At 54.8% G+C, this 24,266-nt stretch carries 20 protein-coding genes; 2 read left to right on the top strand and 18 right to left on the bottom strand.

What is annotated here, in order from left to right; all coding sequences use genetic code 11:
• Positions 1-118: 118 nt before the first annotated feature.
• The 6 genes from ACT3T6_RS09410 to yrfG form a co-directional block, all read right to left on the bottom strand.
• Positions 119-2,461 (bottom strand): Tex family protein, encoded by a 2,343-nt coding sequence (locus ACT3T6_RS09410; protein WP_193055054.1) that lies wholly within the window; start codon positions 2,459-2,461, stop codon positions 119-121.
• Between the two features lie 170 nt (positions 2,462-2,631).
• Positions 2,632-3,585, bottom strand: coding sequence for a glutaminase A (glsA, locus tag ACT3T6_RS09405; RefSeq protein WP_226912233.1), 954 nt, complete (start codon positions 3,583-3,585; stop codon positions 2,632-2,634).
• A gap of 622 nt (positions 3,586-4,207) precedes the next feature.
• Positions 4,208-5,764: a phosphoenolpyruvate carboxykinase gene (locus ACT3T6_RS09400; protein WP_193055053.1), complete on the bottom strand. Its 1,557-nt coding sequence runs from the start codon at positions 5,762-5,764 to the stop codon at positions 4,208-4,210.
• A 311-nt stretch (positions 5,765-6,075) separates the two neighbouring features.
• Positions 6,076-6,951 (bottom strand): Hsp33 family molecular chaperone HslO, encoded by an 876-nt coding sequence (gene hslO, locus ACT3T6_RS09395; RefSeq protein WP_193055052.1) that lies wholly within the window; start codon positions 6,949-6,951, stop codon positions 6,076-6,078.
• A gap of 93 nt (positions 6,952-7,044) precedes the next feature.
• Positions 7,045-7,434: a ribosome-associated heat shock protein Hsp15 gene (gene hslR / locus ACT3T6_RS09390; RefSeq protein WP_193055051.1), complete on the bottom strand. Its 390-nt coding sequence runs from the start codon at positions 7,432-7,434 to the stop codon at positions 7,045-7,047.
• Positions 7,435-7,448: 14 nt separating this feature from the next.
• A complete protein-coding gene (gene yrfG, locus ACT3T6_RS09385; protein WP_172116167.1) occupies positions 7,449-8,111 on the bottom strand; it encodes a GMP/IMP nucleotidase in 663 nt (220 codons plus the stop codon).
• Between the two features lie 71 nt (positions 8,112-8,182).
• On the opposite strand from yrfG, the gene nudE reads away from it, so the two are divergent.
• The gene (nudE, locus tag ACT3T6_RS09380) at positions 8,183-8,782 is read left to right on the top strand and encodes an ADP compounds hydrolase NudE (protein ID WP_193055050.1); all 600 of its coding nucleotides are present in this window, start codon (positions 8,183-8,185) and stop codon (positions 8,780-8,782) included.
• Positions 8,783-9,316: 534 nt separating this feature from the next.
• Here the strand turns inward: nudE and ACT3T6_RS09375 are convergent.
• From ACT3T6_RS09375 to nrdR, 12 genes are all read right to left on the bottom strand, one after another.
• A complete protein-coding gene (locus tag ACT3T6_RS09375; RefSeq protein ID WP_193055049.1) occupies positions 9,317-10,372 on the bottom strand; it encodes an oxidoreductase in 1,056 nt (351 codons plus the stop codon).
• 18 nt (positions 10,373-10,390) lie between these two features.
• Positions 10,391-12,235, bottom strand: a complete 1,845-nt coding sequence (gene ilvD, locus ACT3T6_RS09370; protein WP_172116164.1) for a dihydroxy-acid dehydratase — start codon at positions 12,233-12,235, stop codon at positions 10,391-10,393.
• 199 nt (positions 12,236-12,434) lie between these two features.
• A complete protein-coding gene (locus tag ACT3T6_RS09365; protein ID WP_406565412.1) occupies positions 12,435-13,370 on the bottom strand; it encodes a methyl-accepting chemotaxis protein in 936 nt (311 codons plus the stop codon).
• Positions 13,371-13,560: 190 nt separating this feature from the next.
• Complete coding sequence (gene lon, locus ACT3T6_RS09360; protein ID WP_193055048.1) at positions 13,561-16,026, bottom strand: endopeptidase La; 2,466 nt, start codon at positions 16,024-16,026, stop codon at positions 13,561-13,563.
• A gap of 93 nt (positions 16,027-16,119) precedes the next feature.
• Positions 16,120-17,376, bottom strand: coding sequence for a DUF945 family protein (locus ACT3T6_RS09355; RefSeq protein WP_193055047.1), 1,257 nt, complete (start codon positions 17,374-17,376; stop codon positions 16,120-16,122).
• A 66-nt stretch (positions 17,377-17,442) separates the two neighbouring features.
• Positions 17,443-17,916: a phosphatidylglycerophosphatase A family protein gene (locus ACT3T6_RS09350; protein ID WP_193055046.1), complete on the bottom strand. Its 474-nt coding sequence runs from the start codon at positions 17,914-17,916 to the stop codon at positions 17,443-17,445.
• Positions 17,913-18,890: a thiamine-phosphate kinase gene (gene thiL / locus ACT3T6_RS09345; RefSeq protein ID WP_193055045.1), complete on the bottom strand. Its 978-nt coding sequence runs from the start codon at positions 18,888-18,890 to the stop codon at positions 17,913-17,915. Before thiL ends, ACT3T6_RS09350 begins: the two co-directional genes overlap by 4 nt.
• A gap of 35 nt (positions 18,891-18,925) precedes the next feature.
• Complete coding sequence (gene nusB, locus ACT3T6_RS09340; protein WP_192527974.1) at positions 18,926-19,429, bottom strand: transcription antitermination factor NusB; 504 nt, start codon at positions 19,427-19,429, stop codon at positions 18,926-18,928.
• Positions 19,426-19,914: a 6,7-dimethyl-8-ribityllumazine synthase gene (gene ribH / locus ACT3T6_RS09335; protein ID WP_193055044.1), complete on the bottom strand. Its 489-nt coding sequence runs from the start codon at positions 19,912-19,914 to the stop codon at positions 19,426-19,428. The genes nusB and ribH overlap by 4 nt, the downstream gene beginning before the upstream one ends.
• 4 nt (positions 19,915-19,918) lie before the next feature.
• A complete protein-coding gene (gene ribBA, locus ACT3T6_RS09330; protein ID WP_193055043.1) occupies positions 19,919-21,085 on the bottom strand; it encodes a bifunctional 3,4-dihydroxy-2-butanone-4-phosphate synthase/GTP cyclohydrolase II in 1,167 nt (388 codons plus the stop codon).
• 198 nt (positions 21,086-21,283) lie between these two features.
• Positions 21,284-22,444, bottom strand: coding sequence for a bifunctional diaminohydroxyphosphoribosylaminopyrimidine deaminase/5-amino-6-(5-phosphoribosylamino)uracil reductase RibD (gene ribD / locus ACT3T6_RS09325; RefSeq protein ID WP_193055042.1), 1,161 nt, complete (start codon positions 22,442-22,444; stop codon positions 21,284-21,286).
• Positions 22,444-22,932, bottom strand: a complete 489-nt coding sequence (gene nrdR / locus ACT3T6_RS09320) for a transcriptional regulator NrdR (protein WP_087105677.1) — start codon at positions 22,930-22,932, stop codon at positions 22,444-22,446. Before nrdR ends, ribD begins: the two co-directional genes overlap by 1 nt.
• A 346-nt stretch (positions 22,933-23,278) precedes the next feature.
• On the opposite strand from nrdR, the gene dsbG reads away from it, so the two are divergent.
• Positions 23,279-24,160, top strand: a complete 882-nt coding sequence (gene dsbG / locus ACT3T6_RS09315) for a thiol:disulfide interchange protein DsbG (protein ID WP_193055041.1) — start codon at positions 23,279-23,281, stop codon at positions 24,158-24,160.
• Positions 24,161-24,266: the final 106 nt, after the last annotated feature.

Here is a 24,266-nt window from a genome sequence, read left to right as displayed (position 1 = left end):
TCAATCATAAAAGGCAGGATATGGCGGCAGCCCTTATATTTTCAAGCCACGTATTTTCAAGACATGTATTTTCAAGCCACGCAAGCCTTCAAGTTACGTTAGCACTCAACGTATGCGTCTACTTGCCCTGCTTGGCTTTCAGCAATGCCGCCCCCAGCGCCCCCATTGGCGCCGAAGTTTCCGTGCTCTTACTGGCAGGTCGTTGGCTACGTGGTGGCTTTTGCGACCCTTTATTAACGGCTGATGACGCGCGCTCTTGCTCGCGTTCCGGCTCATCATTCAGGCGCATGGAAAGCCCCACCCGCTTACGTGCAATATCCACGCTCATCACTTTTACCGACACAATATCACCCGCTTTAACTACGCTACGCGGGTCGTCAATAAAGCGATCAGACAGTGCAGAGATATGTACCAGACCATCCTGATGGACGCCAATATCTACAAACGCACCAAAGGGCGTTACGTTCGTCACGGTGCCCTCCAGCACCATGCCCAGCTTCAGATCCTTGAGCGTTTCCACGCCCTCGCGGAATTCTGCGGCTTTAAATTCAGGCCGTGGGTCACGACCCGGCTTATCAAGCTCGCTCAGAATGTCGCTGACCGTGGGCACACCAAAGCGCTCATCGGCAAAATCAGCGGGCTTTAACGCTTTCAGCGCAGCGCTATCGCCAATCAAGCCTTTAACATCACGGCCACTCTGTTTAGCGATGCGCTCAACCAGGGTATAGGCTTCCGGGTGAACGGCGCTTGCATCCAACGGGTTATCCGCATTGCTGATACGCAAAAAGCCTGCGCACTGCTCAAAGGTTTTGGGGCCCAGGCGGCTAACGTCCAGCAGTGCTTTACGGCTTTTAAACGCACCAAGGCTGTTACGCTGGGCCACGATATTCTCAGCTATCGCAGCACTTAGGCCTGCCACTCGTGAGAGCAACGCGCTTGACGCCGTATTAAGGTCAACTCCCACGGCGTTAACACAATCTTCAATGACAGCCTCCAGGCTACGCGATAGCTGTACCTGAGAAACGTCATGCTGATACTGGCCTACGCCAATCGACTTGGGCTCAATTTTAACCAGCTCAGCCAGCGGGTCTTGCAAGCGGCGAGCAATCGACACCGCGCCGCGTATTGTTACATCAAGATCCGGCAGCTCACGAGAAGCATATTCCGAAGCGGAGTAAACAGACGCCCCGGCTTCCGATACCATCACTTTGCTGACCCGATACTCAGGCGCCAATGCTTTCAGTAGCTCCCCTGCCAGCTTGTCGGTTTCACGGCTGGCGGTGCCGTTCCCAACAGCAACCAGTTGAACGCCATGCTGCTTAACGAGCTTAGCCAGTACGTTGAGCGACTCATCCCAGCGGTTTTGTGGCGCATGCGGGTAAATAGTCGCCTGGTCGATAAACTGCCCGGTTGCGTCAATGACCGCCACCTTGCAACCGGTACGCAAACCAGGATCAAGCGCCAGGGTAATTTTTTGCCCAGCGGGAGCGGCCAGCAGCAGGTCTTTCAGGTTAGCGGCAAATACTTCAATGGCAGTTTGCTCAGCCTGCTCGCGCAAACGCCCCAGCAGTTCGGTTTCCAGCGCTGTGTAGAGTTTCACTCGCCATGTCCAACGAACCACCTCGCCCAACCATTTATCAGCAGCGCGGCCCTCATCGCTAATGCCGACGTGTTTGGCAATGGCCACCTGGGCGGGATGAATAGGCGCATCATCTTCACCAGGCAAGCGAATAGCGAGGCTCAGCACGCCTTCATTGCGGCCACGGAACATGGCAAGCGCACGGTGTGAAGGCACTTTGGCAAGCTTTTCATCGTGCTCGAAGTAATCCGCAAACTTAGCGCCTTCTTGCTGCTTGCCCTCCAGCACACGGGCACTCAGTTCGCCCTCTTGCCAGAGGCGCTCGCGCAACCGACCGATTAGCTCAGGATCTTCGGCAAAGCGCTCCATCAGGATTTGTTTAGCGCCGTCCAGCGCCGCTTTGGCATCTTCAACGGCGGGGATATCCCCCTCTGCCGGGCGCAGGTAGCCGGCCGCTTCCGCTTCAGGGTCAAGCGCGGGGTTCGCCAACAGCGCATCCGCTAACGGCTCAAGCCCCGCTTCACGCGCGATTTGTGCCTTTGTGCGGCGTTTTTTCTTAAAGGGTAAATAGAGGTCTTCAAGGCGTTGTTTGGTTTCTGCCGCGTCTATGCTCGCCTTGAGCGATGCATCCAACTTGCCCTGCTCATCAATGGCTTCCAGGACAGCGGCACGGCGCTCTTCAAGCTCGCGCAGATAGCGCAACCGCTCATCCAACTGACGCAGTTGGGTATCATCTAATGCCCCGGTAATTTCTTTACGGTAACGGGCAATAAACGGCACGGTGGCACCGCCATCCAAGAGCTCTACCGTAGCCGCTACTTGCTGGGTACGCACACCTAGCTCGTCGGCTAAGCGGGAAATAATTCGCTGATTGACATCCATAAATTGCAACTAACTCATGCAGCATTTTTTAGTGCTGACAAGGTATCACAATCAGCCTACTACCGCTTTATCTGCACAAGACTCCCTTTATAGCAATGGGGATAAAAGATCGTTCAGGTCGTGGCCGCCCCTTTATTGCCATGAACAGTAACCTTCTTTCTTCATGGCATTTACTGGCAAGGAGCCTTGAAGAGATTGAGACCCAGCGATGCCGCAGCAGCCTTGACGGCGGCCTGACCACGAATGCTATTGCCAGCCTCATCCAAGCGAGGAGAAAAAGCGGCTATCGCGAGCTGCCCCGGCATGACAGCGAGAATACCCCCACCAACACCGCTCTTCGCGGGCAAGCCTACCTCATAAGCCCAGTCTCCAGAAGCCGTGTAAAGTCCCTCCATCATCATTTCAGCCAATATATAATGGACATAACGCGCATCCATGACCCGTCGCTTGGTTAACGGATTAATACCACCTGCAACAAGCGTTGCCCCCATCGTGGCAAGATCCTTGCAATTAATCAGGGTAGAGCATTGCCGTGTATAGACATCGACAGTGCGTACCGGGTCGCTATAACACGCACCAGCGCTTTCAAGCAGCCATGCGATAGCCCGATTATGGGCGTTGGTAGACTGCTCAGACGCATTAATCTCGGCACTCATGGCAAGATCTCGTCCCGCAAATTCACGCTGGCACTGGAGAATAGCTTCAAAGCATTCGTCTGCACTCTCCCCGGGCACAAGGCTTACCGTCGCGATAGCGCCGGCATTGACAAGCGGAGAGAGCGGTTTGTCGTTATTTAGCTCCAGTGCGATGATGGAATTGAAGGGCAGTCCCGTTGGGCTATCTCCAATTTTATCGCGAACAGCATCAGGGCCAATATGCTCCATGACCATCGCCAACGTAAATACTTTTGAGATCGACTCAATTGCAAACGCGTAGTCGCAATCCCCTTCGGTATAGACTTGGCCATCAGCCGTTATGATGGCAAGTGAAAACAGCTCAGGATCAACAGAGGCTAGATAGGGGATATAATCAGCGTTCTTACCTCCATGCGCTGCTCGCCCCGCCTCCATGCCTGCCTTTAACGCGCTTTCGATATCCGCTTTCATTCCAGTAGATAGCCCCATTCGCCTGCCTCTTCAATGGCATATTTCATTCAGCTCTGGACAGTTATCATGGAAGCCATTTACCGGTTCTGCTTCCATACTGAAGCATGATCATCATGCCAGAACGGTTGAGCGCAATTAGCTACCGTTGATAGCGTGGCTGCGCCTGATACTACTGCGTTAAACATCAGCTCGGAATACTCTTTTATTCTCTGTAAGTCCCATTCATTCCTTGCTTCTAAGCATTTTTTTAATCAGTAGTCTTTGAAAAACTACGTTTAAAAAAATCCGCTGAAGGATTTTTACAGTTCTCGCTAATACGTTATATCGAACTGATAGAACACTGTCGTTTAAAAAACCATAGAGGCAATTACCGCCGTACGCTGTCTCCCTGTGCGGTATTTCTCTTTACGTTATTACCTCTAGAGACCATCAACGGCATACTTAACCTTAATCATGATTAAACTTATGTCAACAATACACACTAATGAGTACCCAATGTACAGCGATACCGATAACACAATTGCAGTATTCAAGCATTGTTCAGCAAAGGCTTGCCCTTTACCCGCCGTTCATCAACGCAGAAAGCCGCCTCAAAATGAGGCGGCTTTCTGGAAGACGTGCCTTTGTACCCTACTCAATATCAACCCAACTGCGGGCCTGCCTTGAGGATCGCTTCGCTCACCCCTTCAAACTTCTTGAAGTTATCCACGAACTTAGTCGCCAGCTCTTGCAGGTGCTGGTCGTAGGCAGCACGGTCTTGCCAAGTATCGCGTGGGTCAAGCAGGCTGGAATCAACGCCGGGCACGGCGACCGGCACGTCAAGGTTCAAGCCTTCGATATGGCGCGTTTCTACATCGCGCAACACACCTGACTGAATCGCACTGATGATGGCACGCGTCGTCGGGATAGAGAAGCGTGAACCGCCTTCCCCAAACGCGCCGCCCGTCCAGCCGGTATTGACCAGGTAAACCTGAGCGTCTTTCTTATCAACACGTTTGATCAGAAGATCCGCGTACTCACGCGCCGGGCGCGGGAAGAACGGGGCACCAAAGCAGGTAGAGAACGTAGCGGCCAAGCCTTCTGAAGAGCCCATTTCGGTAGAGCCAACCTTAGCGGTGTAACCGGAAAGGAAGTGGTACGCCGCGGCCTCTTTTGAAAGCACCGACACCGGCGGCAATACGCCTGACATATCGCAGGTCAAAAAGACGATGGCATTGGGCTCGCCCGCCAGGTTTTCCGGCACGCGCTTTTCAATATGCTCAAGCGGATACGCGGCACGCGAGTTCTGGGTTAGGCTGTCATCGGCGTAGTCCGGCTCATGACGGTCATTAAGCACCACGTTTTCAAGCACGGTGCCGAACTTAATCGCGTTCCAAATAACCGGCTCGTTTTTCTCGGAAAGGTCGATACATTTGGCGTAGCAACCACCTTCCATGTTGAAGACGATACCGTCGCCCCAGGCGTGCTCGTCATCACCAATCAGGTAACGTGCCGGATCAGCGGAAAGCGTGGTTTTACCCGTACCGGAAAGACCGAAGAACAGGCAGGTTTCGCCATCTTCACCCACGTTGGCCGAGCAGTGCATAGGCAGCACGTCCGACGCTGGCAGCAGGAAGTTCTGTACCGAGAACATGGCTTTTTTCATTTCGCCTGCGTAGCGCATACCGGCGATCAGCACTTTTTTCTCGGCGAAATTGATAATGACGCAGCCGTCAGAGTTGGTGCCATCACGGTCCGGCTCGCACTCAAAATTTGCCGCGTTGAGAATGACCCACTCATCTTTACCCGCTGGGTTGTAAGCGCTCGGACGTACAAACATGGTGCGACCGAAAAGATTCTGCCAAGCCGTTTCAGTGGTTGCGCGAACCGGCAGATAGTGGGTGGAATCACTACCCACATGCAGCTCAGATACAAAATACTCACGACGGCTTAGATACTCTTCAACCCGCGCCCATAGGGCATCGAATTTAACGGCATCAAACGGGCGGTTGACGCTGCCCCAATCAATACTGTCACGCGTCGACGGCTCATCGACAATGAAGCGGTCAGCTGGCGAACGCCCCGTCCGTACGCCAGTATTGACGGCCAAGGCGCCATCCGCCGACAAGCGGCCTTCACCACGGGCCACGGCGCGCTCGATTAATTCGGCGCTGCTAAGATTCACATGGACTTGGGGAGCGGCTTGAGTCGTGGTCATTTTGATTCCTGGGCCTTGCGGCCATTTTCTCGTTACCGGGCGCTGTTAACGCCGCCAAAAAAGGTCGCCCCAACAACATACATTGTGCTGGGGGTGCTGAAGTCAGGCGCATTATTACAAAAAGAAAGCCCCCGGGAAACGGGGGCTTTGACCAAACATTTTGTAGTTAAACTACTACAAATACACAACACTCCTTGTTGCAGCGCAGTAAGTTTTCAAATGTTTTTAGGCTGGAATCGCTACAAGCGCTGTAACTGCTGCCCCTTACGAGAGAAACCTGTTAATCAGCACCTTGATAAACGACTACATAATCAGTGAATAACCGGTGATGGCGCATCCGGGTTCTCCAATAATGTCTCAACATCAGCCGCAGTGTAGTGATATTTCGTGTGACAGAAGTGGCATTGCGTATCAATAGCGCCTTTTTCACGCACAATATCGCGCAGTTCAGCAGCCCCTAACGTGATCAATCCTCCCGCCATTCGCTCCCGCGAACAGGTACAGCCAAAACGCAGGGCTTTAGGATCAAAGACCCGAACCGTCTCTTCATGATAAAGGCGATAAAGCACTTCGCGCTGCTCTAACCCCAAAAGCTCCTCAGGTTTGATCGTATCGGCCAACGCGACGCTGCGCTCCCACGCATCGACATCCTGATTTTGCGAGGCATCAGGCAGGCGCTGCAGCAGCAAGCCACCGGCACGCTCGCCGTCTGCCGCTAACCACAAGCGAGTAGGCAACTGTTCGGATTTTCCAAAATAGGCTTCCAGACAGCCACTGAGCGTTTCATGATCCAGCGCGACAATGCCCTGGTAGCGCTTACCTTCACGCGGGTCGAGCGTAATGACAATTTGACCTTCTCCGACCAATTCTCGAAAGTCTGCTCGCTCGCTGGGCAAGTGGCTGTCTTGTGCCACACGCGCAATCGCACGTAGCTCACCGCCGGGGTTGGACTCCGCCATTAGCAGCGACAGCACGCCCTGGCCACGCACTTCAATACTCAAGGTGCCGTCCAACTTAATGGTATCGGTTAGTAGCGCGACAGCGGCCAGCAGTTCCCCCAACAGCTCATTGACGGCGGGCGGATACGCGTGGCGCGTGAGCACTTCGTGGTAGGCAGTGGCTAGCGTTACGATTTCGCCACGTACGTTGGTTTGGTCAAACATAAACCGCTGAATTTGATCAGACATAACAAGGTCCTGCAGTAAAAGGGTACTTAAAGTGGGCGCTTGGCGGGCTAGCCTGCCTTAACGGTGAAGGCAGCCCCAGGCAGGAAACGTCGGCTACTCGCCGGGCTGACGCTGAAAGCGCTGTATATCGCGGCGCTGCTTTTTATCAGGCCGTTTGAGGGGGTGCTGCATGGCTTGATTAGTAAGCCTGCGGGCTTCGGTCTCACGGGCGCGGCGCTCGGCACTTTCGGTGGTCTCTGCATAGAGTTTTCGGGCTTCAGGCGCACCGCGACGCTGGTCAGAAAGCTCAATTACTTCGACCTCGTAAATATCCCAACCCTGAGGCACGCGGATAAACGCCCCCAGCTCGACATTTTTACTGGTTTTGACACGCGCACCGTCATAATGCACCTTGCCACCTTCAATGGCTTTTTTAGCGAGCGCGCGGGTTTTAAAAAACCGCGCAGCCCATAACCACTTATCCAAGCGAACGGTGTCGCTCATTAACGCTCTCCTTGCTACCCAGGTACGTTTTCTGGCAGCAGTTGGGCAAATCGATCCAGAGCGATAAACTCCTGCAGCTCTTTTTCTGGGCGCTGGCTGTCTGGCTGTTTAATACCCAGCAAATGCCGGATGCCAAATTCGCGGGCGCTTTCCAGCACGCGGGAGTTATCGTCTATAAACAGGGTACGGGCCGGGTCAAAAGGTTCGATGTCTTGCAGTGCAAACCAAAAAGCCTGCTCCTCTTTCGCTGCCCCTACATCTTCAGAGGAGATGATGGCATCCAGGTAGTTTTCCAACCCTGTTAACGGCAATTTAAGCGATAGACTGGCTCTATCAGCGTTGGTGGCCAATATCACTCGGGGATGGGCCTGCTTTAGCCACGCTAAGAAGTCGAGTGCATCACTACGTAGACCAATTAAATGCTGCACTTCCCGCTTGAGCGCAACGACGTCGACATTCAGCTCTCGGCTCCAGTACGCCAGGCTGTACCAGTTTAGCGTGCCCTGTTCGCCCATAATGCGCTGCTGGAGTGCATTTTGAGATGCTTCATCAAGCTGATGGAGCTCTCTATAACGGCGCGGGAGATGCTCCAACCAGAAGTGGCTGTCAAAGTGTAGGTCCAGCAGCGTACCGTCCATATCCAACAGCACGGTATCAATTTCGCGCCAATCAATCATTGCCGCTCCAGTCTAAAAGAGTAAGCGTGCTATTGTAGCCTAACCCTTATTTAGCAGCCATGGAGGCCCTTATGCCAGCATCTGATTCTCCCACCGGCTACCTGCGTAAGCCGCAGATACTGGCCCGTGAGAGCGTAGCCAAAAGCCGCTTGTTTCATATTGAGTCACTGGATTTACGCTTCTCGAACGGCGAGGAGCGCCAGTTTGAGCGTTTAACCGGCGCCGACCGTGGTGCGGTAATGATTGTGGCCATGCCTGACCCTGACCATGTGTTGCTGATACGCGAGTATGCGGCAGGTTTTGAAGACTACGTATTAACGCTTCCCAAAGGACTGGTGGACCCGGGCGAGGATATTATTACCGCGGCTAACCGTGAATTGATGGAAGAGTGCGGCTTTGGCGCTCACTGCATCGAGCCTTTAGTTGAGCTTTCACTGGCCCCCAACTATATGCGCCATCGCATGCAGGTATTAATCGCGACTGACCTGTATGCCAAACGGCTGCCGGGCGATGAGCCAGAACCGCTTATTGTCGAGACCCACCCCATCGAAGAGCTACCTGCCCTTTTGCTACGCGACGATTTTCATGAAGCCCGTGCCATAGCCGCCCTGTATATCGCCCGCGATAAATTACGTGACGAGAAGCGTCAGGACGCTGCTGATTTGTTGTGAGGCAATGTCGGCCCCGCCTTTCAGCGCGGGCCCCGATTTTCGAATCCAGCAAGAATCGTAGCGCGTGGTAACGTTTTGCGAGGAACGAGCAAATAAGGCACCCGCGAGTGGCGGCGCAAGCCGCCTTGGCGTTGTCGCCGTGCCTGTATCCATGCTTTGTAACGCACCACCTGGCAGCGCTTCGCACTGCTTCCGCGGGTGCGCTGGCGCTTACCACGCGCTACGAATTTGCGCTATTTTCGGATCCAGCGAGAATCGTAGCGCGTGGTAACGTTTTGCGAGGAACGAGTAAATAAGACACCCGCGAGTGGCGGCGCCAAGCCACCTTGGCGTTGTCGCCGTGCCTGTATCCATGCCTTGTAACACACCACCTGGCAGCGCTGCGCGCTGCTCCCGCGGGTGCGCTGCGCTTACCACGCGCTACGAATTTGCGCTATTTTCGGACCTTGCGAGAATCGTAGCGCGTGGTAACGTTTTGCGAGGAACGAGCAAATAAGGCACCCGCGTGAAGCGGGTGCCGACTTTCGTGTTGGGTTAAAAGTGGGGTTTAAGCGCTATCCAGCGGCGTTGGCGGTAGCTATCCTGCCCCGCTTCCAAAAGCGTCATCGAGCGTAACGCGGCTTCGATATCTACCGGTAGCGCAGCACGGCCTTGGAGAGCCTCGACGATTCCCTGGTAATAGGCCAGGTAGTTACCCGGCTGAGTAGGATGCTCATGGCTTGTCAGTGATGCCTTTTCACCCTGCCCTTCGCGCAGCGTCAACGTGCCTGGGGTATCTTCTCCCCAATTAACGGCAGGCACTTCCCCTGCCTTCAGGCGATCTTCTTGAGGGTCCAGACCGTATTTTATATAGCTGCCTTGCGTGCCATGTATCCGAAAACGCGGTGTCGCTTCGGCCACTAGCGCACTGGCGCTTAACTGAACACGCCGGTCATCGTAGGCCAGTAGCGCGAGAAAATCGTCATCGGCTTGCGCGCCCTCGCGGCGTGTGCCCAGCTCCAGCAAAATGGCGTTGGGCATCCCGAACAATTCACATGCCTGATCTAGCAGATGTGGCCCCAGATCAAACCAGAGACCGCCACCCGCCGTGGCTTTCTCGCGCCAGCGGTCACGTACTTCTGGTTTGAACCTATCAAAGCGCGACTCGAAACCGGTCACACGTCCTAGCGTGCCTGTCTCAAGCAAAGCCTTAACCGTTAAAAAATCGCTATCCCAACGGCGATTATGAAACACCGAGATCAAACGCTCTTTCACCACGGCCAGCGATTTTAACTGCTTGGCTTCTGACAGCGTCACGGTAAACGGTTTATCCACCACCACGTGCTTGCCCGCAGAAAGTGCCATTTTGGCAAGCTGAAAGTGGGTATCGTTGGGGGTAGGAATCACAATAAGGTCAATATCGTAACGCTGGCATAATGCCCGCGCCTCACTCTCGACCTCTACATCAGGCAAATCCGCCTGCACCTTAGCGGCGTCGCTTGAGGACACCGCGACCAAATCCAGGCCTTCCGTGGCCTGAATGAGCGGTACATGAAACGTTTTACTCGCGAACCCATAACCTACCAGGCCCACATTGATCGTTGCTTTCATAATGCTCCTTGCGAACGTTTAATCGAGCTTGGAAAGATCGCGCACCGCTCCTTTGTCAGCGGACGTCGCTAACAGTGCATAGGCCTTTAGCGCAGGCGTCACTTTGCGGGGGCGCTGCTCGACCGGTTTCCAAGCCTCTTTTCCTTTGGCATCCATCGCTTCGCGACGAGCGGTAAGCTCAGCATCGGAAAGCTTGACGTTAATCGTGCGATTGGGGATATCAATGATGATGGTATCGCCCTGCTCCACTAGGCCGATTGCACCGCCCGCTGCCGCTTCCGGCGATACGTGGCCAATGGACAAACCGGATGTCCCCCCCGAGAAGCGACCATCGGTCAGTAGCGCGCAGGCTTTGCCCAGCCCCTTGGATTTAAGGTATGAGGTTGGATACAGCATTTCCTGCATGCCGGGACCGCCTTTAGGGCCTTCGTAGCGGATTACCACGACATCACCCTCTTTTACCTTGCCATCCAGTACGTTGGCGACCGCCTGGTCCTGAGACTCCACCACATGAGCTGTGCCTTCAAACAGTAGAATCGAATCATCAACACCGGCGGTTTTGACCACACAGCCGTCCAGCGCGATGTTGCCATAAAGCACGGCCAAGCCGCCCTGGGTTGAGAATGCGTGCTCCAGGTTACGGATACAGCCAGTCGCTCGGTCGCCGTCCAGGCTCGGCCAGCGCGTGCTTTGCGAGAAGGCCGTCTGGGTGGGCACGCCACCAGGGCCTGCTTTAAAGAACTCAACCACTTCCGGACTGGGTGAGCGCATGATGTCCCACTCGTCCAGCGCGATTTTGAGACTATCACCGTAAACCGTGGGCACCGAGGTATCCAGCACGCCCGCGCGATCAAGCTCACCCAAAATCGCCATGATGCCACCCGCCCGGTGCACATCTTCAATGTGGTACTTTTGGGTATTGGGCGCCACTTTACACAGTTGAGGCACTTCACGGGAAAGCTGATCGATATCCGACATGGTGAAGTCGACTTCCGCTTCTTGCGCGGCCGCCAGCAGGTGCAAAATGGTATTGGTGGAACCGCCCATGGCGATATCGAGGGTCATCGCGTTACGAAAAGCGGCTTTCGAGCCAATCGCGCGAGGCAGCAGGTGCGCCTCATCGCCTTCGTAGTAACGCTTGGCCAGCTCAACAATCTTGTGGCCGGCGTTTTCAAACAGACGACGACGGTCCGAGTGCGTTGCCAGCACAGTGCCGTTACCCGGCAGCGCCAGGCCGAGCGCTTCGGTCAGGCAGTTCATTGAGTTGGCGGTAAACATGCCTGAGCAGCTGCCGCAAGTGGGGCAAGCGCTACGCTCAACTTCGGCCAGCATTTCATCATCCACGCTGTCGTCAGCCGCCATTACCATGGCGTCTACCAAATCCAGGCCATGATTTAACAGCTTGGTTTTGCCGGCCTCCATCGGCCCGCCTGAGACAAAGACGACCGGAATATTCAGGCGCATGGCAGCCATCAACATGCCAGGGGTGATCTTGTCGCAGTTGGAGATACAGACCAACGCATCGGCACAGTGCGCGTTACACATGTACTCAACGCTGTCGGCGATAATGTCGCGGCTGGGCAGCGAGTACAGCATGCCGTCGTGGCCCATCGCAATGCCGTCATCGACGGCAATAGTGTTGAATTCCTTGGCTACGCCACCGGCTTTCTCAATTTCACGCGCAACCAGTTGGCCCATATCTTTCAGGTGGACGTGACCGGGGACAAATTGGGTAAAGGAGTTGGCGACCGCGATAATAGGTTTGTGAAAATCGTCATCTTTCATACCCGTGGCGCGCCATAAAGCGCGGGCGCCAGCCATATTGCGGCCAGCGGTGGTCGTACGGGAGCGATACTCAGGCATAGTGTCCTCTACATCTTTTTTTTTGGCCCGCTGCCAACTCGGCGGTGGGCAGGTGAATCCAGCGCCCATGATTGTGGCATGAGCGCTGCCCACAGCGCCAGATGTAGTGTCCGACGAGATTAATCCGCTGACGCGTTTCTAAAATGCCACCCTGGAGGGTGGCATCTATCAGGTACGGGCGTGTTGAGGCGTTAGACGCTTAAAACTCTTCCCACTGGTCGTGCTGAGGCTGGGCGGCGAGTTTACCAAGTGCGGCATTACTGGCGGCAGGCAGTTGCCTGGTTGTTTTCTGCTGAGCCTTATGCGTAAACGAAAGCTTATCGCGGGCAGCCTTGGCACTCTCTTCTTGAAAGCCTTTTAAGCGGAACGCATCGACCACGTTGGCCAGCTCAAAGGCCTCTAGCGCCAAATTGTCAGCTGACGCCGCGATTGACTGCACTTTTGATGCATTTTGCTGTGTCACATGGTCCATTTCAGCGACGGCTGAATTAATTTGTCCGATACCGCTGCTCTGCTCATTAGAGGCTGCACTAATGGATTCCATTAACACGCTGACACGGTTTACCTGCTGCATCACATTTTCAATGGCGCGCTCTGCCTGCTCTACAGCACTCCGCCCGCCGCTGACCTCTTGAGTAGTACTGTCGATCATTTTGCGAATTTCCTGGGAAGCCGTCGCGCTCCGCCCCGCTAGATTACGCACTTCGCTGGCGACAACGGCAAAGCCACGGCCATGATCGCCCGCGCGGGCAGCCTCGACAGAGGCATTAAGCGCCAGTATGTTGGTCTGAAACGCGATGCCATCAATCACGCTGATCATTTCGGTCATTTTTTCTGCGCTTTGAGCAATGCGCTGCATACGCTCAACCAGGGCTTCCATCTGTTTGCCAGTATCGCGTGTACTGTCGGCATTTTGCATGGCAAGCTCGGTTGCCTGGCGCGCGTTTTCAGTATTCTGCTGCACGGTAGAGGTCATCTCTTCCATGCTGGCAGCGGTTTGCTGAAGCGATGATGCTTGCTGCTCGGTACGTGATGAAAGCTCTTCGTTTTCAGCAGCAATCTGCCTAACGGCCGGGGTCACGATCGACACTCGGCTATCCAGATCAGTGACGATACTGGCCAAACTAAAGCGCATGGTATCCAGTGAGTAGAGCAGCTCCCCGAGCTCATCGTGGCTAGTTTGCTTGTTGCTGGCCGCCAGGTTCCCTGCCGCAATCTGAAAGGTCAGGTGGCGCGCACCCGCTAAGCCGTTGAGTACATTGCGTAGAATAAGAAAATATGTTTTAAATCATCTACCCTCGCTCAGCCCTTCCCTGGCGTATGTTTCAATTCTTAAAGACAACGTTAGCCACGTCTTTATAGCGGTTAGCGAAGTGTACCGTCATACCTTTCTTAAGATAATCAGGGAGCTCTTCGTAATCGCGGCGGTTGGCCTCGGGCAGTATCACCTCAAATATGTCGCTACGCCGGGCTGCAATCACTTTTTCACGAATGCCGCCAACAGGAAGCACTTGACCGGTCAGGGTTAGCTCTCCCGTCATTGCCAGTGGCCGCGTAATGGGTTGATGCTTGGCAAGCGAGAGTAGTGCGGTGGTCATGGTGACACCCGCCGAAGGGCCATCCTTGGGCGTTGCGCCCTCGGGCACGTGCAGGTGAACAAACGCTGAATCAAAGAAATCAGCATCTGCACCATACTCCTGCAGGTGGCCCAGGGTGTAGCTGTAGGCAATGTTGGCAGACTCTTTCATGACATCGCCAAGCTTACCGGTTAGCTTGAATCCCCGGTCCAGCGCGTGAACTTTACCCGCTTCAATGGGCAAGGTAGCCCCGCCCATTGATGTCCAGGCAAGCCCTGTCACCACGCCTTCGCCTTTGAGGGCTTTTTCCTTACGGAAAAGAGGCGCTCCCAAAAACTCCTCCAGGTTATTGACCGAAATCTTGACGGTTTCGATCTCCTCTTCCAGGAGCTTAACCGCCGCTTTACGTACAATACGGTGAAGCTGCTTTTCGAGTTGCCGAACGCCGGCCTCACGGGCGTAGCCTTCAATAACCTGCTTTAACGCCGCCTCGGTTAAGTTGATGCGCTTTTTAGGCATGTTATTGCGCTTAAGAAGCTTCGGCCACAGGTGGTGCTTGGCAATCGCCTGCTTCTCTTCCGCGATATAACCTGAAAGGCGAATTTGCTCCATGCGGTCCAAAAGCGGGCCGGGGATCGAGTCCAGCGTGTTGGCCGTGCAGATAAACAGCACCTTGGAAAGGTCCATCCGGACATCCAGATAGTGGTCCAGGAAGTCGACATTCTGCTCAGGGTCTAACACCTCAAGCAGCGCGGAGGCCGGGTCCCCCTGGAACGACTGCCCCAGTTTGTCGATTTCATCCAGCATAATCACCGGATTCTCGACTTCGACTTCTTTAAATGCCTGCACCAGCTTACCGGGCATAGCACCCACGTAGGTACGCCGATGGCCCTTAATCTCAGCTTCATCGCGCATTCCGCCGACAGAAAAACGATAAAACTCGCGGCCCAGCGCCTCTGCGATAGAGCGGCCAATAGACGTCTTACCAACCCCTGGCGGGCCTACCAGCAGTACGATGGAACCGCCTACATCGCCTTTAAATGTGCCTTCCGCGAGGAACTCGACAATACGTTCTTTCACGTCCTGCAAACCATCGTGATCGCGGTTTAACACTTCACGCGCATGGCTTAGGTCAAGCTTATCCTGGCTGGTGACCCCCCAGGGCAATGACGTTAGCCAATCCAGGTAGTTGCGGGTCGTACCGTACTCGGGTGACCCGGTTTCCAGCACGCTTAGCTTATTCAGCTCATCATCGATACGGCTCTGGACACGCTCGGGAACGACCAGCGACTCCAAACGGCCTTTAAAGGTATCAACGTCGTTTTCGCGGTCATCCTTGGAAATACCCAGCTCACGCTGAATGACCTTTAACTGCTCGCGCAGGAAGAATTCACGCTGCCGATCCTGCATTTGCGCATTAACCTGCTCACTGATCTCGCTTTGCAGTTGCGCGACTTCAATTTCCTTACGCAGCAGTGGCAGCACCTTGTGCATCCGCTCTTCTACCGGCAACGTATTCAGCACATCCTGAAGCTCAGGGCCTTTGGCTGACGTAATCGCGGCGGCAAAATCGGTAAGGGGGCCTGGCTGATGAGGGCTAAAGCGGTTCAGATAGTGCTTTAACTCTTCGCCATACAGCGGATTAATCGGCAGCAACTCTTTGATGCCGTTAATAATCGCCATGGCATACGCACGCGTCTCCTCGTTTTCCGCATCAACAGGCTCTTTGGGATAGGTAACTTCAACGAGATACGGCGGCTCTTTAGACAACCAGCGTTTGATTTGAAAACGCTGCACGCCTTGGGCAATAAACTGAATCTGCTGGTCCTCGCCCTTTAGTTTATGCACTTTAACGGCGGTGCCAATCTCGGGAAAATCGTCGTGACCCAACGACTCCACACCGCCCTCGCCCACAAAGGCAACGCCCAATGTTTTATGAGGCGTATTGCCTACGCGACGCATGGTCTCTTCCCAGCGTTCACGATTAATGACCAGTGGCTGAACCTGGGCGGGGAAAAAAGGGCGGTTATGAATGGGCAGTAAATAAATGCGTTCAGGCAGCATATCACTGGCAGGAACCAACGAGTTTGTCCGCTCGCCATCGGAGCGATGATGCTCTTCTTCACCTATATGGTCAGTCTCAGCAGATGACGGGACATCTTCTTCCAGCCAGCCGAGATTGTCGTCATCGCGGTCGTACTCCTGGTCGCTCATATACCCTCCGGTAAACAGTGACTAGCGGATATACCGCTTAGCATTGCTTATGGAATGCGGGCAACAGGCTTAAACTTCAACCCTTGGCGCCGTCTATTGCGACCAGAGGTCCGGCATGGGACGACCGTTAACACGCCACTTCCCGCGTATAACGTCAAACTGCAGCTCACGGGTTCCTAACGGCAAGCCCAGCCATAAGGCAACTACCGTCGGTGCATCATGCCAAATAAAATCGCCGTCAAGGCGTTCAAGCCAACGGGCACGCTCTTCCTGCTTATCAAGCAAAGTGACATTGAGCTGATCCAGCTTTCGAGCATCGAAGAAGAGCGCGCCATCAGCGTCAACGCGAAGCCCCAGCAGCGGGCTATCCACATCTACGGTGATAACATCCAATCGCGGAGAGTCACTCAATATTTGCAGTAGGTCAGGTTCAAGTCGGGATAACAACCCCTCGGCCATCGGCAAGCTGGCATCTCCCCAAGCAGCCTCCTGGCGCAGCCGACGGATAGCCTGACGTATCGCATCAGCGTTAAGGCGTGATAGCTCCATGGCAATATGCCCATTAAGCAGCGCCGTATCGGGTGCCTCCGTAGGCACCATAACGTCGCCCATAATGAGTTCGCCAGTGAGACGCAATTCACTTTCATCCAGCACCATGTAGCTGTGTATATCCAGCGGTGCCAGTTTTACGTCATAGGCTGGGTAGTGAAGTGACAAGGCATCAACATGCAGATGGTCGCGCTGAGCGAAGTGGTGGGCATCTTCAATATAGGTGTAACGGCTTTCAAGCAGCAGCGGTCCCAGGGTTAACTGTGCCGCGCCATCGGTTAGCGCCAACTGGTCCATACGAACGCGTAATCGCCAATCGCCAAACACGCCCTCCAACCGCAGCCGCCCTCCACGGACCTCAAGCTCCCGCCCGCTTTGCTGAATAATAAACGGCGCCAGCGCCAGCTGTAGCTCACTATGCCCACTAAGCGTGTGGTAACGGCCTTTCCAACGTGGTGCAGAAGTGGCAGTCACCTCCCCTACCGCCTGCTGTAACGCCGAATCCAGCCGGGGCAGAAACGTACCTTCAACGTCCGTGCTTAAAATACCGTGACGTGCCCGGTAAGTAAGCTCCAACTGCCAGGGGCGTCCCAGCAAGGGGGAAAGCAGCAGGCGACCCTGAGAACTTAACCACCCCTGGCTGCGCTCGACGCGAGACACGCGCCACTCGCCCCGTGCCTCCAGGTCTTCCAGCGCTTGGCGGAGGCTGCGCTCAAACAGCACGCTGGATAGCAGTTGCCCCACCATCCAAACAATGGCTAATGCGGCCAGAATAGGGACAATTAAGCGTTCCTTGCGCATGCCATCTCCTTGAGCAACCGCACGAATAGGAAGTGAGTGTTGCCCAGTGTCACCTGCGGTTGCGTTTTAGTGCAACCAATACCATAAGTGCATGGTGCTCCAGGCATAGATCCCGGCCATGACATCATCAATCATGATGCCAAAGCCACCAGCCACTCGTCGGTCAGCCCAGCGGATAGGCCAAGGCTTAAACACATCAAAAATGCGAAAAACAATAAAGCCCCACAGCGCCGCCTCCCAGGAGAAGGGAACGGCAGCCATGGTGATCCAGTAGCCGACAAACTCATCCCAAACAATGCCGGAATGATCATGTACCCCTAAATCGTGCGATGTTTTATCACAGAGCCAAACGCCAACCACAAAGGCCACGAACACGATGCCCAAATACCAACCCAAGGGCAGTTCCGCCATAATCCAGTAGAAAGGAATAGCGGCCAACGTGCCAAAGGTGCCTGGCGCCCAGGACACCGTTCCACTGCCTAAACCAAACGCAAAAAAATGCGTTGGGCGACGCCACACACTTGGTGGTGCACGGTTCATGGCGCCCCCTCATTAAAATGCTGCCAGCCAGTCCCCAGGTTCGGTGCAATCCCTTTTACACCCAACGTGTCGTTGCATTGGCCAATCACGGTTAAGGGTAGCCCCAGCTTGCCAAGCGCGCGCTGCGCATTGGCAACGTTTTCAGCCGGCAGAGTAACCAACAGTTCATAGTCGTCCCCCCCCGAGAGCGCAGCGTTGCAGGCAGCGTCACGGCCAAGACTACTTTCCAGCGCCTCAGCTAGCGGCAGCGATGTCATATCGAGCGTCGCCCCAACACCTGATGCCTTGCGTAGATGACCAAGGTCCGCCAGCAGCCCGTCAGAAATATCAATAGCGGCGGAGGCTAGCCCTCGAAGCGCTACACCTGCGGCCAAACGTGGTTCAGGCAGGAGATAACGACGCAGCAAGGGGTGTTGAAGATCACGCTCGCCACGTTGCCAAAGGGCTAGCCCACCCGCCCCGCCGCCCAAGGCGCCAGTCACGGCGATCATATCGCCAGGCGTTGCCCCGGCGCGGGTCAAGGCATGCCCCGTCGGCGCCTCGCCCATCACGGTAACGCCAATCGTAAGCGCACCTGAGGTAACATCGCCACCGGCCAAGGTGGTGGCTTGGCGCTGACAAAGCGTATGAAACCCCTTGGCGAACGCTTCAAGCCAGGCATGAATCGCGTGATCATTGGCAAACGTACGCTGATCAAGCGTGAGCGCCATAAAGCACCAGCGAGGGTCTGCCCCCATGGCCGCCAAATCGCTTAATGCGACGGCGAGCGAGCGATGCCCCACCGTAAAGGCGGGCGCATCATGCGGGAAGTGAACATCAACGACAGAGGTATCAACGCTCACCGCTAGTTGATGACCCGCTTTAGGCACTAACAGGGCGGCGTCGTCGCCACCACCCAGTGCGACACCATCTGCCGGGAGTGGCGCTTGCGACGGCATCAGATAACGGCGAATCAAATCAAATTCAGCAAGCACAAAGGCCCCTTAACACAGTACCAGACGGCGCGCCGTTACAGACGGCGGGCGCTGACTTCGGCACTTCGCAAGCGGTTAGCCAGCTTGTCGAGAATACCGTTTACGTATTTATGGCCGTCGGTTGCGCCAAAGGATTTAGCCAGTTCAACGCCTTCATTAATCACCACGCGATACGGTACTTCCATACGGCGAGAAAGCTCGTAGGCACCCAAGCGTAGAATAGCCAGCTCGACGGCATCCAGATCTTCCAGACGGCGGTCCAGCAACGGTGATATTTCGCGATCCAGCTCGGTCTTATAGCGTGCCGTATTGTGCAAAAGCTCATGAAAGAGTGCCTTGTCGGCAATCTCCATTACCTTAACCCAGTTTTCATGGTCTTCCAGGTCGTCATCGGCGAGCTGGCTGCGGAACTCGGCTTCAACGGCGGTGATTGATTTACCCGTCATCTGCCACTGGTAAAGCCCTTGGACGGCTAGCTCACGGGCAGCATGGCGGCTCTGCTGGGCAGCAGAGGCCTTACGCTCACGGCGCTCGCTCATTGTGACTCTCCTGCCGGTAACGCGCGCAGCAGTGAGACCATCTCCATCGCCGCCATTGCAGCTTCCGTTCCTTTATTACCCGCTTTGGTGCCCGCACGCTCAATGGCCTGCTCGATGGACTCAACGGTTAAAACACCATTGGCAACCGGTGTATCAAACTCCAGCTGTAAATGGTTGATAGCCGTATTACAGCCGCCCGCCACGTACTCAAAGTGCGGCGTACCGCCACGAATAACCGCGCCCAGTGCAATCACTGCATCAGGTTTCATTACTTTCAGAACACGCTTCACAGCGAGCGGCAATTCCCAGGCGCCCGGCACGTGAACAAGGTGAATGTTTTCGGCGTCTACGCCATGACGTGTCAAACTATCAATCGCGCCTTCCACAAGGCTATCAACCACATGATGATTGAACCGGCCAACCACAATAACGTAACGACCATCGACGTCGACAAACGTGCCTTCTACTTGAGAGAGGGATTGCATCAATTTATTCCTGCTGAGAAATTGGCTCACACGTGATGTCATCAGGCCCCACAAGCTCGACCACTTCAAGGTCGAAGCCCGAGAGCGCTGAAAATTTCCACGGTGAGCTTAGTAGCCGCATCTTACCTACCCCTAGATGGCGTAGAATCTGCGAGCCAGTACCAATCGTTAAATAGTTGCCTGTGCCATCAGATTCACTGGTGCGCGGGGTGCGCACACGATCCAAGAACACATCCAACTGGTCTTTCAAATCCTGATGTGGGCGGCCATCATCAATAAGCACCAGTACACCGGCGGAAGAACCCGCGACCTCTTCCAGGGCGCGATGGGCGTTCCAGCGCCCCTGATCATCTTTCGCCAAACCAAGCACGTCACGCAGCGTATCGGCTAAATGAACGCGTACGGTCGTGGTCTGCTCGGGCGCGGGCTGCCCTTTCACCAGCGCCAAATGATGTGCGCCCTGAATACGATCACGGAAAACATGCAGCGCCAGCTCGCCCTGGGACGTCATGACCGTTGATGTTTCAACATGGTCAACGGTTTGCTCATGAACAATACGGTAATGAATCAAGTCGGCAATGGTACCGATTTTGATACCATGCTGTAGGGCAAACGCCTCAAGCTCTGGGCGGCGCGCCATACTGCCATCATCGTTCATCACTTCACAAATTACACCGCTGGGGTCACAGCCCGCCAGCGCTGCCAAATCACAGGCCGCCTCGGTATGGCCTGCACGACGCAACACACCGCCGGGCTCAGCCATTAACGGAAAAATGTGCCCCGGCTGAACAAGGTCGGTCGGTTTGGCATAAGGCGCACAGGCCGCTTGAACCGTCCGCGCCCGGTCTGCCGCAGAAATACCCGTGGTCACGCCCTGGGTTGCTTCAATAGAGAGCGTGAACTTGGTACCAAACCCTGAGCCATTGTCGCGCACCATCAACGGCAGGTTAAGCTGCTCGCACCGTTCGCGCGTCATCGGCATACAAATCAGGCCACGGGCAAACCGCGCCATAAAGTTGATATGCTCGGCCTGAACTTTTTCGGCCGCCATGATGATATCGCCTTCATTTTCGCGACCCTCATCATCCATAAGGATCACCATCTTGCCTTGGCGGATATCGTCTATCAGTTCAGCAATAGAGGCCAAGCCCCCCGAGGAAGAGTGCGCCATGGAAGCTCCTAAATATGAGTTCGCAGAGTATGCGATGCTGCGCAACACTTGGGCTGCGCACTACGTAACCATCGTGACACCACGTTGATGACAAATAAGCGGGCAACCATCAATGACCGATAGCGACCCTCTGAATTGTGACACGATTAATTGCGACACGATTAATTGCGACAGAGTACCTTGCTATCGCCGCCTGCGCTAGTCGGGCTCTGGCGAGGCAATAATACGCCAATCTCGCCCTATCGCTCGTATATCATGAATGGTTAAACGCCGCTGATCCGCCATTTGTGAGAGCCCAGGTAGCGCAAAGAGCGGCTTTGCCTCACCACCCAATAAAGTAGGCGCCACAAAAAGCTGCAGCTCATCCACCAACCTGGCGTCTAGCAGCGCCCCGGCTAACGTGGCGCCTGTCTCCACCAGCAGCTCGTTGACCTGTTCGTTTTCAGCCAGCCAACCAAGCAATTCGCCCAGCGGAAGACGCCCATCGCTCCCCGCCTCAAACACATGCACCTCTGCGCCAGCCACCGTTAACTTGGTGCGTTTTTCTGACGAGTGTGCGGGCGTGGTCATTATCAAGGTACGGCCAGGCTCACTTAAACAGGCCGCCGCTAAAGGCAGGCGCAAACGCGTATCCACAATAACGCGCAGCGGCTGACGTAACGCCACGATATCAGCATACTCTACTTGCAGTTGATCAGCCCGCAGCGTCAACCGTGAATCATCCATGATAATCGAGTCAACGCCACTCAAAATAGCGCTCGAACGCGCACGTAGGCGCTGAACATGACTGCGCGCTTCAGGACCCGTTATCCACTGCGATTCACCCGACCCCATCGCCGTACGCCCATCCAGGCTCATGGCCATTTTTAGACGCACAAAGGGCCGTTTACGCTGCATACGAGCGATAAAACCAGGATTTAACGCCCGTGCATCTTGCTCTAACAAGCCGATTTGCACATCGATACCGGCCGCCTTTAGTAGCTCAACTCCTTGCCCACTGACTTGCGGATTAGGGTCGACCATGGCGACCACAACACGTGCCACCTGGGCATTTTTAAGCGCCAACGCACATGGTCCTGTCCGCCCTGTATGGGAACAAGGCTCCAGCGTGACGTAAGCCGTTGCCCCTTTGGCTTGTTCACCCGCAGCGTTAAGCGCATGAACTTCCGCATGCGGCTCGCCCGCCCGTACATGAAAACCCTCCCCCACAATATGCCCGGGCTGGCCAGACGGCTGCTGTACAATGACGCAACCTACGCGCGGGTTAGGGTCAGTGGTATAAAGCCCTTGCCTGGCTAATTGCAAGGCACGCGCCATATAGCGGTGGTCAGCGTCACTAAACGCGGCAACGGTGCTCATTACGTATCTTCCTTGTCACGCTCCGATGGCAAAGAGGGCGCTTGGGAGAGACGATCAATTTCAGCGCGAAACTCGTCTATGTCCTGGAACTTACGATAGACCGAGGCAAACCGGATATACGCCACCTGATCCAGGTTGCTTAATGCCTGCATCACGGACTCACCAATATCACGCGCATTGATTTCACGATCGCCTCGGGCGCGCAGGGTTTGGCGAATACGCTCAACCGCCGCTTCAATGGCTTCAGCGCTGACCGGTCGCTTCTCTAAGGCGCGCAACATTCCGTCACGTAGCTTTACTTCATTAAAGCTTTCGCGCGAGCCATCCGATTTTACTACCCTTGGCATCAAAAGCTCTGCCGTTTCATAGGTAGTAAAGCGCTCCTGGCAACTGGCACACTGTCGGCGCCGACGCACCTGATCACCATCCGCTACCAAGCGCGAATCGCTCACTCGAGTATCATTAGCACCACAAAAAGGGCAATGCATAGCGGTCAACCTGTTGTCAGTCCGTGCTGTAAGCCGCACGAGTAAGCATGTTACAACCTGTTATCACTCACTGTTTTTCAGACTTTTTTCAAGACTGTTCTCAAACGCGTTTTCGTTCATCAATCGCCCCAAACATTATGCCTGCAGCGTGTAAGCGCGGACCATGATGCAATAACAGCAGTGTCTAGCCCGCCATTGTAACGATTTGACACACACGCTGCATTGGTTCAATACCTGCGTTTGCCTTTTCTTCTATCAACACGTTCACGGGGGGTTAAGGTATGCCACCAGAGCAAGCTCTGATAAGTTAGTCACCTTATTCTGGTTCTTACGCAAGGATGTTGTAATGCCGCTTACGTTTGGCACATCAAACTACTCTATTAAGTACTCTATTAAAAAACGCCCTGCTTTTACATTGTTTGCGTTTAAACTTCCTGCCTTCCAAGGCTCTGCGCTCACGCTGCCTGCCGCGCTCAGCGGCTTGATACTGTTAGCAGGCTTCAATATCAGCCAAGCTAACGAGTTACCTGCACCGGTGCAGGCATTGGCCGACCAGGGCTGGGAAATTCATGGCCAGTTTGAAGCACCAGGAGGACTAAGCGGTTTCGGTGCGAGCGCCCAGGGCCAGGAAATAGCCATTTATTTAACACCAGATGGTGAGCACGCGATTGTCGGCACGCTAACGGATCGCCAGGGCGAGAACCTGACGGAAGCCCAGTTGGACCAGCATGTCCGCGCAGTGTTGGAAGCCGAAACATGGCAACTACTCGAAGATAGTCACTGGATACAGGATGGCAGCACCGAAGCCCCCAGGGTGATATATACCTTCACTGATGCCAACTGCCCCTACTGTCAGGCATTTTGGAAGAAAACCCGCCCGTGGGTAGAGGCAGGCGAGGTACAGTTACGCCATATCATGGTGGGTATTTTAGCGCCTGACAGCCCTGCCAAAGCCGCAACGCTGCTGGCGGCTGATGACCCAAGTGCAGCCCTCAAGCGTCATGAAGAGGGGGAAGCAATAACAGCCAGCGCACAACCCCGTGATATTGAAGAGCAGGTGTACACGAATAACCAGCTGTTTGACGCATTAGGGCTTTACGCAACACCCACCAGCGCTTTTCAGCGTGAAGTAGCCAACGGCGTTGTGCGCATTGATCGCATTCAAGGAATGCCGGAGGAAGCACAGTTGATCGAACTGATGGGCAGCCCTGCGCCAGAAACACAATAACACATTAATTTTTCTTAATAAAAATAGCTAACATGCTGTTTTAAAAATGCCTGCACCGCAGGCATTTCGTTTGTGCCCCCCTCTAGAAAAATTAAATGGCCTTTCT

It is taken from the genome of Halomonas sp. 72, from assembly GCF_052379785.1.
Classification (GTDB): domain Bacteria; phylum Pseudomonadota; class Gammaproteobacteria; order Pseudomonadales; family Halomonadaceae; genus Vreelandella; species Vreelandella citrativorans.
Note: the sequence above shows the minus strand (reverse complement) of the source record. Positions and strands in the feature narration are given on the sequence as shown.

Coding starts and splice junctions, on each gene's coding strand:
- ACT3T6_RS09410 (WP_193055054.1), bottom strand. CDS start 2,461: ATGGATGTCAATCAGCGAATTATTTCCCGCTTAGCCGACGAGCTAGGT.
- glsA (WP_226912233.1), bottom strand. CDS start 3,585: ATGGGGCTATCTACTGGAATGAAAGCGGATATCGAAAGCGCGTTAAAG.
- ACT3T6_RS09400 (WP_193055053.1), bottom strand. CDS start 5,764: ATGACCACGACTCAAGCCGCTCCCCAAGTCCATGTGAATCTTAGCAGC.
- hslO (WP_193055052.1), bottom strand. CDS start 6,951: ATGTCTGATCAAATTCAGCGGTTTATGTTTGACCAAACCAACGTACGT.
- hslR (WP_193055051.1), bottom strand. CDS start 7,434: ATGAGCGACACCGTTCGCTTGGATAAGTGGTTATGGGCTGCGCGGTTT.
- yrfG (WP_172116167.1), bottom strand. CDS start 8,111: ATGATTGATTGGCGCGAAATTGATACCGTGCTGTTGGATATGGACGGT.
- nudE (WP_193055050.1), top strand. CDS start 8,183: ATGCCAGCATCTGATTCTCCCACCGGCTACCTGCGTAAGCCGCAGATA.
- ACT3T6_RS09375 (WP_193055049.1), bottom strand. CDS start 10,372: ATGAAAGCAACGATCAATGTGGGCCTGGTAGGTTATGGGTTCGCGAGT.
- ilvD (WP_172116164.1), bottom strand. CDS start 12,235: ATGCCTGAGTATCGCTCCCGTACGACCACCGCTGGCCGCAATATGGCT.
- ACT3T6_RS09365 (WP_406565412.1), bottom strand. CDS start 13,370: ATGCGCTTTAGTTTGGCCAGTATCGTCACTGATCTGGATAGCCGAGTG.
- lon (WP_193055048.1), bottom strand. CDS start 16,026: ATGAGCGACCAGGAGTACGACCGCGATGACGACAATCTCGGCTGGCTG.
- ACT3T6_RS09355 (WP_193055047.1), bottom strand. CDS start 17,376: ATGCGCAAGGAACGCTTAATTGTCCCTATTCTGGCCGCATTAGCCATT.
- ACT3T6_RS09350 (WP_193055046.1), bottom strand. CDS start 17,916: ATGAACCGTGCACCACCAAGTGTGTGGCGTCGCCCAACGCATTTTTTT.
- nusB (WP_192527974.1), bottom strand. CDS start 19,429: ATGAGCGAGCGCCGTGAGCGTAAGGCCTCTGCTGCCCAGCAGAGCCGC.
- ribH (WP_193055044.1), bottom strand. CDS start 19,914: ATGCAATCCCTCTCTCAAGTAGAAGGCACGTTTGTCGACGTCGATGGT.
- ribBA (WP_193055043.1), bottom strand. CDS start 21,085: ATGGCGCACTCTTCCTCGGGGGGCTTGGCCTCTATTGCTGAACTGATA.
- ribD (WP_193055042.1), bottom strand. CDS start 22,444: ATGAGCACCGTTGCCGCGTTTAGTGACGCTGACCACCGCTATATGGCG.
- nrdR (WP_087105677.1), bottom strand. CDS start 22,932: ATGCATTGCCCTTTTTGTGGTGCTAATGATACTCGAGTGAGCGATTCG.
- dsbG (WP_193055041.1), top strand. CDS start 23,279: ATGCCGCTTACGTTTGGCACATCAAACTACTCTATTAAGTACTCTATT.